The organism is Halalkalibacter sp. AB-rgal2 (assembly GCF_041821005.1).
Lineage (GTDB): Bacteria > Bacillota > Bacilli > Bacillales > Bacillaceae_D > Halalkalibacter.
The window spans coordinates 1-15557 of the sequence record NZ_JBGUAV010000041.1; the positions used below are offsets into that span (position 1 = coordinate 1).

At 36.6% G+C, this 15557-nt stretch carries 12 protein-coding genes; all 12 read right to left on the reverse strand.

Features of this window, described 5'->3' with window-relative positions:
• On the reverse strand, positions 1–2547 hold a 2547-nt coding region (locus ACERJO_RS20230; protein ID WP_373648675.1), incomplete at its 3' end, for a carbohydrate binding domain-containing protein.
• A gap of 366 nt (positions 2548–2913) precedes the next feature.
• Positions 2914–3039, reverse strand: a complete 126-nt coding sequence (locus ACERJO_RS20235) for a hypothetical protein (protein WP_373648676.1) — start codon at positions 3037–3039, stop codon at positions 2914–2916.
• 239 nt (positions 3040–3278) lie between these two features.
• Entirely contained in the window at positions 3279–4544 is a 1266-nt protein-coding gene (locus ACERJO_RS20240) for an FAD-binding protein (protein WP_373648677.1), read from the reverse strand.
• A gap of 115 nt (positions 4545–4659) precedes the next feature.
• Positions 4660–5079, reverse strand: coding sequence for a hypothetical protein (locus ACERJO_RS20245; RefSeq protein WP_373648678.1), 420 nt, complete (start codon positions 5077–5079; stop codon positions 4660–4662).
• 28 nt (positions 5080–5107) lie between these two features.
• Positions 5108–5635 (reverse strand): DUF1700 domain-containing protein, encoded by a 528-nt coding sequence (locus tag ACERJO_RS20250; RefSeq protein WP_373648679.1) that lies wholly within the window; start codon positions 5633–5635, stop codon positions 5108–5110.
• 114 nt (positions 5636–5749) lie between these two features.
• On the reverse strand, positions 5750–7648 hold the full coding sequence (gene drmB / locus ACERJO_RS20255; RefSeq protein WP_373648680.1) for a DrmB family protein: 1899 nt from the start codon (positions 7646–7648) through the stop codon (positions 5750–5752).
• A complete protein-coding gene (locus ACERJO_RS20260; protein WP_373648681.1) occupies positions 7649–11167 on the reverse strand; it encodes a helicase-related protein in 3519 nt (1172 codons plus the stop codon). It lies immediately after the preceding gene.
• Positions 11168–11190: 23 nt separating this feature from the next.
• Positions 11191–12711 carry a DISARM anti-phage system protein DrmE domain-containing protein gene (locus tag ACERJO_RS20265; protein ID WP_373648682.1) on the reverse strand — a complete coding sequence of 507 codons (1521 nt, stop codon included), beginning with the start codon at positions 12709–12711 and terminating at the stop codon, positions 11191–11193.
• A gap of 4 nt (positions 12712–12715) precedes the next feature.
• Positions 12716–13696: a hypothetical protein gene (locus ACERJO_RS20270; RefSeq protein WP_373648683.1), complete on the reverse strand. Its 981-nt coding sequence runs from the start codon at positions 13694–13696 to the stop codon at positions 12716–12718.
• A gap of 178 nt (positions 13697–13874) precedes the next feature.
• Positions 13875–14771, reverse strand: coding sequence for an ATP-dependent nuclease (locus tag ACERJO_RS20275; RefSeq protein WP_373648684.1), 897 nt, complete (start codon positions 14769–14771; stop codon positions 13875–13877).
• 76 nt (positions 14772–14847) lie between these two features.
• Entirely contained in the window at positions 14848–15084 is a 237-nt protein-coding gene (locus ACERJO_RS20280) for a hypothetical protein (protein WP_373648685.1), read from the reverse strand.
• Positions 15071–15253, reverse strand: coding sequence for a hypothetical protein (locus ACERJO_RS20285; RefSeq protein WP_373648686.1), 183 nt, complete (start codon positions 15251–15253; stop codon positions 15071–15073). The genes ACERJO_RS20280 and ACERJO_RS20285 overlap by 14 nt, the downstream gene beginning before the upstream one ends.
• Positions 15254–15557 lie beyond the last annotated feature (304 nt).

Genomic DNA, 15557 nt, shown 5'->3' on the forward strand with positions numbered 1-15557 from the left:
TGTTCCTGGATCTGTTCCTGGATCTGTTCCTGGATCTGTTCCTGGATCTGTTCCTGGATCTGTCCCTGGATCTGTCCCTGGATCTGTTCCTGGATCTGTTCCTGGATCTGTTCCTGGATCTGTTCCTGGATCTGTTCCTGGATCTGTTCCTGGATCTGTTCCTGGATCTTCTACCTTTCTCACCGAAACATTGTCAATAAATACATCATGTACTTCTGCTGGTGTTAATCCATCAGCATCTTTTCCTAAAGCAAAACCAAATTTAGATAATGGATCTGAAGGTTCATTCATTGTAAACTCGAACGTAAATGTTTCTAATGAATCCGTTAACGATACTGTTCGATCAAAGTATTCTGTCCATATGTCATCGTCTTCACCATTACGTTGAATTTGTACACGTAATGGTCGATCGACAGTTGATTTTGCATCAAATGAAACCTCATACGTAGCATCTTGTTCAATTTTGACTCCGTGTTGGAATAATTGAATATTCCAATCATCCGTTCCTATATTAGTAATAGCCACTTTAGCTTGTCCATCTTCCACAGAAAAAGTTGCTTCACCAGGACTATACGCTTCTCTACTCCAACCAGATAGAGTGTCAAAGGTACCATTTTCTAGAAGATTCCCCACTTCAAAATCTAATTGCAGTCTCTCCAAAAATACATTGTCAATGTATACATCGCTTTCATTACCGCCCATATTAAATTGGAGCGTTGAGTCATGATCATTTTCAGCTTCCGTCGTAAAATGTAACGTATATTCTTCTGTATTAGTTGTTAAACGAATTGTTTCTTCATGAACAACTTCAGAATTTGAATTTGTAAAGGCTATTTGAATATCTCTTTCTTCTTCTGAACTTGCATCAAAAGTTAACTTGTACTCTCTAGCATTTTCTAGAGTAAAACCACTTTGAGTTAACTGTACAGAGTTAATATGGTTACCGCCATTGGTAATTAATGCTTCAAATCTTCGTTCATTTATTCCACTTCCAATATAATGAATTGCATCTGCCGTTTCATCTGTATGGAATTCCCAATAACCCATTCTCTCGACACCTTGATCAAATGTACCATTAAAGATGTAGTTTCCAGTTGGAAGTGGACCTCTTATAGTATCAGCTGAGTCCGGATCAGCAATTTTTTCTAACCTAACATCGTCAAATGAAATACTACTATCGTTTGCCCCCATATTGAATTCATATCTGGCTTTAACATCAGTTGGATCTTCCATCTTAAATTCAAATGAATACTCTTCCCAAGAAGAAGAAATGGTGATTGGATCTTTTTTAGCATAATCGACCCAACTACGGTCTCCATCTCCACCTATTTTTACTTTTAACGGTCTTTCAGTCTCAGCTTTTGCTCTAAAGGAAGCTCTATACGTAGCTCCTTCAATAAGATGTATTGGAGCTTGAAGTAATTGAACTCCGTGTTCAACATTCCCACCTGATTCAATTTGTACATCTAACACGCCATCATCCACATCAAGAGTAGCGTTACCGCCTCCAGCCTCTAAGAAGCTCCAATAATCAGTATACGGAACACCGTCTATCCCTTCGATATCAGGATCATTACTGTCAAAGCTACCATTATATACGTAGTTACCATCTTCTAGAGGTGCTCTTCCTCCACTTTCCTCAGAGCTTTCAGGCTTTTCATGTACTGGGTATTCATCTTTCTCGTAAACTCTCACGTAATCAACTGCCATTTGTTGTGGAAATACGGTTGTATCATCAGGGTTTCCAGGCCATCCACCACCAACTGAAATATTCAGAATCAAAAAGAATGGCTGATCAAATGGAGCAGGATAAGTATATTCATCTGCATTATCAGGATGTTTAGTGAACCAGTCATTTGCAGTATGGTATAACTCATCATTGATATACCATCTAATTTCTCCTGGTTCCCACTCTATACTATATACATAGTAATCATCAGCAAAAGTTTGACCATCTGGCAATTGATAAGTGCCTTGAATTTGTTGATGTGGTCTACCAAAGTGTACAGTTCCGTGAATAATATCCGGTTCATGTCCTAACAATTCCATAATATCAATTTCCCCACTCACTGGCCAAGTTCCATAGAATGGTTCATCATCTGGCATCATCCAAATTGCTGGCCAAATCCCTTGTCCTGTAGGCATTTTTGCTTTTACATCGACTCTTCCATATGTCCAAGTTTGCTTACCCTGAGTAATTAGTTTAGCCGACGAGTAGTTATAGGTTTGACCATCTTCCTCTGTAATATCTTCTTCTCTTGCTTCAAGAATAAGAGAGCCATCTTCAATAAAAGCGTTATTTTCTGTATACGATTGTATTTCACCGTTCCATCTACCATTTGTAGGAACATCATAGCTCCAGTTTTCCATATTAATCTCGTCACCATCAAATTCGTCAGACCAAACTAAGTTCCAGCCTTCTGATTCTGGGCTTGGACTTCTATCAACATTTGGATGATCAGCAGCGGAAACACTACCAATTAAAATAAAGTTGGAGCTAATAAGAATAATGACTAGAAATAAAATAAGCGTTTTTTTAAGATTCATGATAACCTAACCTCCTGATAATTTATAAAATCAATGGTGTTACAAAATGTAATGAAGCATTACCACCTCCCTTTATAGAGCATTTGTCCGTAAACTTCAGCGTTGAACAATATCGTAATAGGAAATCTCTCAAAGTAGTTTGGTCGCTAGTATGTTTCATAATCGCTATTCGGTTTACTTCTCACAAAGTGTATTCCTCCCATAAACCTGTAAATCAATTACTAACACGCGTTAGTAAAAGGGTAAAAAAAAGATTTTTAAACCGTTATGTACGATCTAAAATGTTGCTAAAAATAGCGCTTAATTTTATTTGATACAAATAAAAGCGTTTACATTAATGTATATTAAACTAGAATTCAAAAAATATCAATCTTTTTTAAATAAATTGCCGCATTGGTTATATCGTTGGCTATGCTTTGATTTCGAAAGTAAGCTATTCCCATCTTCAATTTTAGCACATACCGCAATAACGTGATTAGGTATCGCTAGCAACTCCTATTCTCCTAAATTTATTCTAATCTTATAACAATGGATTCATATAAGTAATCAACCATTCAATGAAAGAAATTAAGCGATTGACTTATGGAACGATTATGAATAAGGTTTTGTAGCCCATAACGGTACGAGCAGTGCTGGACTAGCTTAGCACTGCTCGAAGTGAGACCTAATGCAACTAACTGAATATGCTGCATCAAGTTCGATCATATGAAATGAATCTCGTAAAAACGAATTCACTCAACCTCATTAAAAATATATCTACTCAGAAAGCGATTACGAAACATCCCATTCGGGTCGTACTTATTCAGCAATAACTGAAATGAAGACATCTTTTCGTAAAGAGACTGTATTTTTTCAGGTGAGGTCGTAAACAATTTTCCCCAATGTGGTTTCGCTTGAAAAGGTTCGAGCTTAGCTTCGATGAGTGGTAGCACCTGCTGAACATCGGCCCATTTATCTTGCCACGTGAAGTGAATCGCAACCGAATCCTGCTTATAAGACGGGCTCATCCAAAGCTCGTCTTTGGCAATGGTCCGTACTTCTGATATGAGTAGATGTGGTGCGATGTATTCACGGATTTCACTAAGTGCACATAGAGCTTCATAGGCATGCTCACGAGCAAAGATATATTCACTTTGCAGCTCTTGGCCCTTACTTGGAGTGAAATTCATTCGGAAGTGTGGCACGCGATCCAGCCAATCCCCTTCCACACCTAGCTGCGCTGTACAATTCTCCGCTCCGACCCCAGGTACAGGATGGAGATTGTCTGTGGCTGCTTTTGCTCCATTAAAATCCTTACCGAACGGAAAAGGTTGACCATCCGTCACCTTGCTTTTCAGCCACACCTGATTAATCGTTTCGTCCTGCCAATCCATGAATAGACTAACACTATAAGCACTGGAAAAAATCGTATCAATATCGTGAGCTAGTTGTGCTAATGGGAGATTTTCGTATACATCCTGCCTCATTTGATAACTCGGCACAATATCTAGTGTTAATTTGGTGACAATACCTAATCCACCTAACCCCACAACTGAACCATAGAAATCCTCTCCTGACGTTTCCCGCGAAAACGTGACAAGGCTTCCATTAGCGTTTACGACTTCCATTGCAGAAACAGCTGCAGCTAAATTTTGATTATGATTACCTGAACCATGTGTAGCTGTTGCACAAGCGCCAGCGACCGAAATGTGTGGAAGGGAAGCAAGGTTATGTAAAGCATAGCCATGCTGATGAAGCTCATGACAAAGGGTTCCATACTTGATTCCAGCTCCCACCGTTACGGTCTTTTTCTCCTTATCAAGGTTTAAGACCTTGTTCAGCTTATGCAAGGATACGATATTCTCATCCGAATCTGCGATACGATTGAACGAGTGACGCGTTCCGACTACACGTAGCTTTGTTACCTTTGAAACTATTTGCTGAATATCTTCAATCGTTTCAGGTTCATGCCAGTTACTTGTACTGTATTGTAGATTACCTGCCCAATTCTTTTGCATATAGACGTTCCTTTCTTTTCTTATCTGATTAGAAAAAAATTTCAAACAATATAGACTCCTCTAAGATAGCACGAATAGAGGTGAAAAGGAACAATTCTGTTGCTGTTTTTGACGGCTAGGAATTTTTCCTAATCACAGTGGAAAACGCTTGATATAATGTTATACTCTCGCTCAATAACTGAAGACAACATCGAATACTCTTTTTCAAAGCAGGTACTTGAATATCTAGCTGTACACTATTTACCTTCCAAAGCCTGCTCCCAGCATTTTCTACCACAACTTCTAGTTCTGAACCATTTACGAAAGTGGATATTAATTCATCTTTTTCTTCGTCACTACCAGTAAATGTACCGCTTAATGTAACGTGAATGTGGTCATCCATAGATTTCTCAAGGAAGACCTTCGCTGTAGGCGAATAAACAGAAATAGTATCGATTGCTGTTCCATCCAATTGTTCCTCTAGGTTTAAACTGCTTTCATTAGAACTACACGCTGTATTCAATACCACAGTAAAAAGAGCTAACACAATAATCATCCACTCCTTTTTCTACATATTCATTTTCTCATACTCTCCTTTTTAATAAATGAGTGTTGTAACGGATATATTTTAAAACAAGTATGTACAACCATTTTGTAAATTGAACCACACGCTTAAATTGAAGAAGACCGATAACACATAAGACGAATCCCGTTAGAATGTTTAGCCACTCTGCAATTACGTTTGGAATTCCGTCTAATAGAAAGAAAATGATTGGAGATGCTATGAAGGTAGCTAATAATCCATACAATAGAACTACAAAACCAACTAAAAGAAGAAAAGGAACTAACATGATAATCAGATTAAATAATTCTAGGCTATCAAAAACAAATAATAGCTTCACTATATTTTCCATCTTTGGCTCTTCAATTTCTTGATTGACCATGTATTGCGCTCGGACTTCCATCGCTATTTCTTTCGGATCCCCTAATTCCTTTAAAACGTCCACTTCAGCTCTACCCTCTTCAAGTGCTGAATCAATATGCATGTGATAGGATTCTAGTATGACTTCTAGTTCTTCATGTTGAATAATGTTCTTTAGATTACTTCTCAATTGGTTAAAAAATAATTTCTCATTTTACGCTCCTCATCCAAAGTGAGGAAGTATGGGGATGGACCTTTTCGAAGTTAAAAACCCGTTAACAAAGCAACGGGTTCAACATAATTCCTATATTCGATTAAAAAACCCAACCTTAGGATCAATCAACAACGTCCGGTCTAAAAACAGATTCACTAACTCACATGAGGTTTCTGGAAGGTAACTACAGCTATGGCAAGCAGCGCCGTTTAAGTTGTTAAAGCCTTGGCCAGATGATTTTCCGATTTCAGAGCAAACAGGGTCAGAGCTACACCACCTTGCTTTGTCGATGGCTTTATAAACGACAGGGAAGAAGTTTTCTATCTTTCCCATTCTTACAAGGCCACCAAATGTTCCTTCAATATCACCAGAGGATGTATAAATTAAAATTCCACCTTGTTCTTCACCAAAGTAAAGTCGCTCCCTTATTGATGCAGCGTTATACCCACAAGTTAATGCAAGTTCGTCAATGATGATATGGGAGAGAGTGTGCAATAGTACATTTCTAGGTGTTTGGATATGTTCTTTAACATTTGCTTCACTTTTTTCAATTCGGGAAACAATTTTTCGGAAGTAGTTCTTTACAACTGGCTTTTGTTCCCATTCAATCAATTCGTCCATGTTTAGGGTGAAGAAAATCCCTTCTCCAAAAACTTTGTACGCGGGTAACCAATTGTTTTCAGGTAGTTCAGGGTCTTTGAACAATAACTTTTTCCCTTTTGACAGCTGGTTTTTCCCTTTTTCTTCATCTTCCATTGTCAGTCTATTAAAACCAGTCAGAGCAATTGTTTCTTTGAGCTTTGACACTCTATTTATAAGGCTAAAGTATGTTTTCAAATCATCTTCCACGACTGCAGTTGAAGTCCATTCTTTTCTGATCTTTAAATTTTCGGAATCGCCTTCTTTTACTAATGTTTCAAACTCCTTAACTCTTAGCTGGAGTTCCACATTCTTTAAGTTTGTTTGTTCGGTTTCGTCTTCACTTTCGGAGCCACCTTCTATATAAAGGATGGCTAGTTCTATATCTGCTCGGTCATAGTTATCAAACTCAGGTGGACATAGTTGTTTTAATACCTTTCTTTTCCCCTCAAAAGTGTCATTAAGTTTCAACCATGATGCAGTGACATTATACCTATCAAACATAGCAATGAGCTTTTCAACATTGAGATTATCACCTGGTAAGTGAATGGCACTAATCGTTTTCGGGTAGTATACATTAATTGAATTTTTCAACACAGCTAATGGTGTCTCTGAACAAGGCTCTTTGTCATTTTCAGAACCATACCAAGGCTTATGTCCTGGACAATAAAACAATTTGTCCTTTTCTTCATTTAACATTTGGCTTAGCATACTGACTTCATTTTCATTTATCTCTGTACTTTTTCGTGACATAATGCCTCTTAAGGATCGTTCTTTAGTACAACTACATTTGACCTTAAGTGAGTCTAATGTTGCTCCTCCTGAAGACGATAGTTTCATACGACCTTCACACCGTGTATTTTCATCAGAGTGAACCCATTCACGCCAAGGAAAGTCCGCAATATGTCCTTTTTTACATACCATAACGAATGGTACTTGGAGCATCTTTCGATTACCCTTACACTCTTTGCAATCCATCCAACTCGTTCGATTTGACATTGTTGCTTGGTGGAGGGTCTTACAAACATGACAATAGTGCCAAGTCGGAAATCTTAATAAAGGAATATATAAATCCGTATTTGTATGAGCAAACGCACTCCCTGATTTTTTATATTGAAAGCTAGGACGAAAATCAGGAGGCATCATCAGTTTTTCAACTTTTAGGGCCGATTTTAGTCTTGGTTCCGAAATATCAAATTCGTCTATTGTTTCGGCTCGATTCTCATTTCTATCGAAGTACCATTTATCAAGAGACCCAACCATTGCCGATTCTCCTTCTGGACTGATCACAAGGGAACCAGGGCCAAATGTTGTAACAAGTTGGCCCCTTCTTAAAGGTAGATCTTTCATTTAAAACCACTCCTCTACATCGGATCCTTCTCCATCATCGTTCTTATCGACTTCATTGTAAATGGAGACAATAAGTCCCCGACATTCGGAATCAACGTTACGCATCGAATTGATCATTGACTGAGATTTGTTTCTAAGTGCTTTGGGAATTGTCGTTCCAGCCGAATACATATATCCTTCCATATCTTCCGAGACAACCCATGACGTATAGTTCCCATTTTGAAGTCGGAACATAATGTCCACAATTCTCTCTTTTAGTTCCTCTACCTGTTCGGGATCTACAAGTGTTGCTCTTTCGATAAGCCGCTTAAAGAATGGAGCAATTCGATCTTTTCGATACCTTTGAATTTCCTGCCAATCCGGAGCTCTCCCAAGGTCATCTGATAAGGCTTGTCGTAAAAATCCAATGATGACTGCATGTAACCCTCTCTCCAAACAAGAATCAGAAAAAGGCGTAACACTTGTTGGCTCCACTTGTGCATAGAGCTTTTGATGATATTCTCTAAAATGTTCAAAATGAGATTTATCCCTTGACCTTGTATTCGCATAAAGCGTAAAGATAAGCCCAGGTCGCTCCCACCAACGGCGTCCTACACGACCACTTACTTGAATATACTGCGCTGTCATTTTAGGTTGTCCAACAATCGCCATAACAGATAAACGATCAATGTCTACCCCTACTTCAATAATGTTAGATGCCAAACATAAATCTATGGTTGCATATCGTTTTTTATTCTGATTAAGTCGATAGCTTACTTTTAAGTCATCGATTGTTTTAGAGATCTCATGGCTTTGCTTACGTGATGTTAACTCCAATACTTGGTTAATATAGCGAATATTTTTCACAGTCCCTTTTCTCATTCCCATTGCAAGGGAATACTGCGGAATATCCGTTTGTGTTAATGTTAATCCTCCACCTAATTCTCGTAATGTGTTGTAAAACGTAAGTAATGTCCAATACGGATCCCTTTCATCTTCTTTTATTTCATTTGGAGATTGCAGGATCGAAGAATAAGTCATAACTTGAGACATCATGATACGTACAGACTGAGTATATACCCCAACATACTTTCGGCCCGGCATAGGATTTCCAGTTTTTTCATCTGAAGCCGGCGTTGCAAAAAACGAATCTGTACTTTCAAGACCAGGGCTTGGGAATAAGCGTGCTTTTTCTCTACCAAAGAGGGCTAAAGCCTGCTCCTGAAATTGTTGAATGGTCGCCGTTGCTGCAATGATTTTCGGTTTGACCAGATTTCCTTCTACCTCTTTTAAACATAATTCCTCGATTAATGTTTCAAACAAGCCTGTTAACGTACCTAATGGCCCTGAGATTAAATGCAATTCATCTTGAACAATCAACGACGGTGGATTCACCATTCTATTTCCATCATTACCAATGCCAAATAATCCCCTTGCTTTTGGTTGCCAAACTAATTGAACGAACTTATCAACTGTCCCAATTAAAAAAGTAGGACGTTTTTGATAGATTGTTTCGTCGACGATATAGATCGGTAATTCCTTGTGGAAATGACATTCACGATCTGGGCAATGAATGACGAGAGAGTCATTAGCCATTTTATATCCAAAGTAGTGCTTTTCTTTGCTATTGCTTTCATGATAATAACCTAGGTCTGCCCCACACCATGGACAACTATTTACAACAAACTGCTGTGCATTTTTGACTTTTTTCTGAAGATTATTTAGCTGTTTTCTCGCTGATTTATTGTTATTAGGTGTCGTCTGTGATCCTACCCATATACCAATCGAAAAAGGAATATCGCCTAATTTTTGATGCTTTAAGCGTAAATATTCTAATGCACAAATCAGTCTTGAAGACCTTTGAAACTGATCGGCTGTTAACAGTCGTAACGTATACCTCATCATGACGTCTACACCAGCATCAAGAGGATTTCTTAAGCGACGTAAAATCATTTGGAAGGCAGCAACCCCTAGATACGCTTCTGTTTTTCCCCCACCAGTAGGAAACCAAATTAAATCAACAATGTCTCTTGATTCACTTTCTTCATTTATTAACGACTCAATTGACATTAAGATAAATGCGATTTGGAATGCCCGCCAGGAATTTTTAGCGCTTTTAAGTCTACCTTCATCTTTTACATTTTCTTTAAAGGATTTCGAAAACACAATTTCTCTATTATCTACTCGACCTTCGCGTTTTTCTGTCCCATTTTCCTGTTGCAACAGAATGGCTAGGTTTGCTAGACGAAACGCTTCCAGTATATCACCGTTATCTAGTAGGTCTAATCCAACTTCCATTCTATCTAGACTTTCTCTACAAAGTTTCATATGTTTTTCTGCGGCAGGTTGTAATAACGTAGGAATCTTTTTCTTAATTTCCTTTTCCTTTGTGTCGATCCAGTTTCTGTACCCTTCAATTAATGGCCGTAAAAACGTTCGTGGATGATCAGAAGATGAAAGACCAGCTAAGTCACTCATTTTGATTTCCAGTTCAATCTCTTTATCCCCTTTTTTCACGACCACATTAGGCGTCATACTTAATGTCTCATACTCAGGCATAAACGTAGAAGAGATTTCCCGGATCTTTGAATGATTCTGTTCCCAATGAGCCGCACAGCCATGACCAAACGCATAAACCCCTTCATTCCGATATAAAAGTTCTGTAGATGCTTCTTGTTCATTTAAAAGCTGTTTCATTTGGTAATGCTTTGGGTAGACCGAAAAAGTGTAGTCCTCAGGAGTGCTAATCCTTAAAACTGATTGAAACAGAATGGCCTGTTCTCTTTTAATGTTCAAGAGTTCTGAGCGGTTTGAACAACTTATTGTCACGATATATTGATCCTTTACTTCACGAATCACGGCTTGTAGTTGAATTTGATAATGGCTAATCTTATTACCAGCCTTATTTTTCATCTCAACTACTGTTTTCATAAGGCTTTCGCGGATAAGGTCGCTAACTTGTATATCCCAAAAACCTTCAATCGATTCTCTTAACCACCATTGATAGTTTCCACTTTCACCTTTTACCCTTACATTATGTGGTGTATATGTACCACCATCAATTTTAATTGAAATAGATGGTACCTCTTTTCCGATGCAGAATGTTAACCCTAAAGTAGAAGGCATAAAGTCATTCCTTTGAGGAAAAAGTTCTACTTCCCCCTCGTCCTCAGTCGTCTCTACGCCTTCTTTTCTCTCAAATAAGTCATCAAGTTTATCGCTCTCTTTTGTGCCATCAATTTGTTTGTCTATCGGAGTTTCCATTGAGACTTCATCGTTTTCATTTGTTCCAAGGGGGAATAATAGGCCACTTACATACCTCCCTTGAGGGTTTTCTCTTTGAAGAATCTCCTCCTTCAATCCCCCTACTTCCCAATAATAGGGTTTAAATAGATCTTCTTTCGATTCAAAAACAGTTGATCCAACTGGGTTAAATTTCGTGTAGTGTGCTCTGATTTGCCCTGGCCCGATAATTTCTTCATAAACATTATTAATAACCGTTTGACGATTTTGTAGTGACTTTTCAAGCGTAACTCCCATACGTAAGCTCCTTTTTAAGGGGATTAATCATAAATACTCATCGGTTTCATTAAATTGTGTTGGCCTATTAAATGGGTAGAATGATCAATCGAAACAACTCTCTCAATATTAAAGGATGCACCATTAAATTCCTTCGATTCAAAAGTATAAAACCCTTTTTCTTGCAATGCCATCACAATCGAATTTGATATTTCATTCATTAGCTTTCTAGAAATCAGTCTTCCTGCAGTTCGATGTGCATTTTGGATATTTCTCATCACTTCACATATCGTTTTAATCTCTTTGCTGTCGTATTTGAACACTTTGAGTATCTTATCGAGTTCTCTAGGATAGATCGAATCTTCATTACACCATGATCGAACAGATGCCATCGAGGCTGTCTTGATTTTATGTTTTTTCATTAAAATATCACTAACTTTTTTCAACCCTTTTTTCTCCACATTATAACGTAATTTTCTCTTCCATTCATGTTGCATGTTCCGATACTTTTCAGCATTTCTTTTTAAAATATCAGTGTCGGCAATTTCAGCAATTAACTTTGTATCCCGCTCATTTCTTATTACGATATATTCGTCTTCCTCTACATCTTTAAAACTCTTTTGATTGATAAAATCTTCTTTTTCGTTAGGAGAAAATATACGTATCTTTGAATCCTTGGGAGCAAATAAGAATCGTTCATTCTCCAAATATACGATACATGCTTCTACTAAATCTTGAGTTCCTTGTTGATTTCGTTGTTGCTCAACGACTTTATTTACAGCAGAGATAATAGACTCTTTTTCATCAATGGTCATTTCCGTTTTATTTGTTTTTGCTTTACCAATGGTAACATGTTGAAAGATTGTACTATGAACCCCTTTTTGATCAATATCAGCAAATACTTTTTTAGGATGAATGGAATTAGTGAAGATGTCATAAGAAATAAAGGTAAGACTTTTTCCTTTGAATGTATTTTTTACATAATCATGAAAATAATTTGGATTTCCTAAGTAAATAACTTCATCAAATGTTTCATTATCTTTTCTGAAGCTATTTTCTGTGTAGTACTTCATCTTTACATAGGTCTTAATTTCTGAGTTAAGCATATCTTTCTCATCCGATGAAAGAGCTCTTTTCGAAATAAGTGCAATTTTTAAACCCACTGCAGCTTTTTTATTGATTAGTGTAAATAAATGTTCGTATAGATAATTAGCAGGAGCTTCCATTACTTGTTTGTATGATATCCCGATTGGAGTTAATACATTTTTAAATAGATCAGGATAACTAGATTTCGATCGTCTAAACCTATCGTTTAATTGTGTTCTAATTCCTTCATTAATGACTTGGTTATAGGGGGAAATGCTACTTACAAGACGGAAGAAAATCGTTTTTAATAAGTTGAGAACTTCAAGAAGCTCTTCATCTTGATCATATTTTTTTTGAATTTCAAGGCGAAGCTTTTCGATATTGTTAGCAAATGGTAATAGTTCCTTACTTTCAACATGCTTGAATGAAACCTGACTTCTATCGACCTTATATAAATCTAATAAGTTATTAAAACTCACAACATCACCTCCAAGCAATAAATTCTATTCCAGTTGGAATTTTCACTTCCGCTATTCTAAAATGTTCGATTAATTCTTCTGTAATAATCGCTTGTTTTCCCAGTAGTAGTTCTCTTTTAACTTCTTCGTGCACTTCAAGAATTCTAGTTGGACTGTCTGTTCTACTAGCAATAACTAATTTGGGGTTGTTACTAAAATGTTTACCCTGTTTTAAATAACCATTTAAGTCAGAGTAAATAACTGGTACTTCCACACTCATATCTACATCAGGCTTCTTCATTTGTGAAGAAAACAGTTTTCCGTTCGTATAACTGTTCGAGTTATTTAAATAGAGAAAATCTCCAATCGATCCTTTCACATGCTCACTAGTAAAAATCTCATCTCCTATCCAACTGTTTATATTCGCTAAATTCCCCACTATATAGAAGTAATTACCAGTGTAAAATTCCGCCTTTGTCAGTTGATTGGAAGAATACAGTTTTCGCAATAACGGATTATTTTCCAACCCTAGTTGCATTTTCTTACTTACTTTTCGAGTTCTCTTCACTTCATCAAACTCTTCATCCAACACTCTAATTTTGTCCAGCCACTGATTTTCTGGGATGCCCCTTTCTATTTTTCCATCTTTAATGATTAACATCATTTCACCTTTAAAAACAGGGCTTGGTTCAATTGCCACTACAGATGCCTTCCTAGCTGACTCATTATCCTGGTAGATAATTCGACTTCCTTTTCCCAAACCTAAAATCACTTTACGTATCGATCTAATTTGTTTATTGGTAGAAAATCGTTTATTTGCAATCCCCATTGCTACAAACAATGAAAAATATTGTTCACTTGGAAGAGATAGTAATATACTTGCTGGTTTTTTATACTTAATTCCTTGCTCATTTAAATAAACACCCATCTCAAATGCGAACTGAATCCACTCAGGCAACTCAGACGACTTATTTCGATGAATAACATTTAAGTCCTTTATACTCAATACTCTCACCTCATTTCAAAACGAATCTATTAGTCTCCTTTAGTTTTACCACATTCCTCCCAAATAGGACAATGGGATCAAGTCAGCATTCGTTCTGTTTTTTCTAGGTCAAAATAAAAATTATAATACTTTTGTTTCTCATTGGCGTTATCCTTTAAAGTCCATGAAAAGGGACGCATTATGAAAGAATAGGGTTCCATCTCAAAAGTTGTTCCTTCGAAATGCTTGTTATGAACTCCCTTTGAGCCTGTGGATGGAGATTAATCTCAGGTTCTTCTATACCTAAAATAATGTTATTATGTTTTAATTCAGCTAAATATCTATAGAGAGCTATGATAGTCAAACTCTGGATTCCACTACCACTTTCAGTAATATTGTATACTTGCCCTCTTTCTTCAATATCAAGAGTAATATCATTTAGCAGTAAAGAATAATCAATCTGCTTGTCAAAGTTAAATTTAAATTTAAAATTCCTGTTCATTGAGTAATATTTATCAACCTCAGCTTCAACCTTTGACAATGCATTATTTTCTAAGTTCTTAGCAGCAACAATTACCTTTGGAGTCAAATTACCCCTACGAGAGGTATGCTTTCTCAAATATTCCTCTAGTACAGTTTTTAATAATGTATTTTCTTCCCAAACAACTTGTCTATGGTCACGGTTAGGTGGAATGAGTATATAATTTATATCCTCTTTTAATAGATTAATAAAATCATTACTTAGTGTTTCATAGGTGCCATTCTTTTTATAATGAAGTGTTCTTTTCTTCGTTTTTGCTGAGTAAGTCATTCTTATAATTAACTCATCATTGTTAAGCATCTGAGCATATTTATCGATACTAGGAACTTCTGTGAAAGTGAGTTCTACCCTTACTAAGCTCTTTTTTGAATATTGATGTAGACCACTCGAAAAGTTACTTTCTTCTTGTTCATAGTTAAAAAATGAATTTAAAGCTCTTAACACAGCTGATTTACCAGGATTGTTTTCCCCAACAAGTGCTGATATTTTTCCATTTAACACTGTACAACTGTTAATGGACCTGAAATTCTTTATAAAAGTCTTTACTAGTTTCATTCCCCTGCCTCCACAAGAATAGTTCGACATGGTTCTGATTTCAACTTACCAGTTAATAGGAATTTAAACAACTTAATTAGTCCAATGAGTAAAAAGAAAAATCCAAATGATTAATACCGTAAGGTCCATAAACTATATCCCAATCATTGTCACCAACACTACTTAGAGATGGCAAACGGTGACCACATAATAATTTTAAATCATTATATTCATTAACTTCTTTTTGATTTCTTAATTCACCATGAATTAGTGAAGTAACAACTGTTTCAGATAGGAATCCCTTTCCAGAATCACTTTCCTTACCCAACTCCAAAATGAACAGTATTCTTCAATTTGTTAATTTGGTTATACTTTTCCAAGTCATTATATTTATTTGAGTTTATGATCCTTTCAACTTTTTCTAAACTACTTAACCGTTCCCATTTCACAGTACTAAACAAGAACAATAAAATACAGACTATAAACGTAATTAATAACGACATATTGAATCCTCCTTTAGAGATCACCTGAAACTTTTTCAAGAGGTAACTTAAAGGTTCTATTATAAATGTTGGGTAGACCACTAGGCTACCGCGCTTACGCTTGGTGGCCTAGTTCCTATCCAACATGAGTTCCAATTCATATATTGATGTGATAATAATATCCTTGCTCTAAAACTCTCAAAATTTTAAAACCAAAGGCTTTTGAGCCATATCCTCGGTCGATTTACCCTTAAATACATTCGGGTTTGTTTTAATGCATCATACCTTGATGATTACATTACCGAATGAGTTATAATCTTTATGC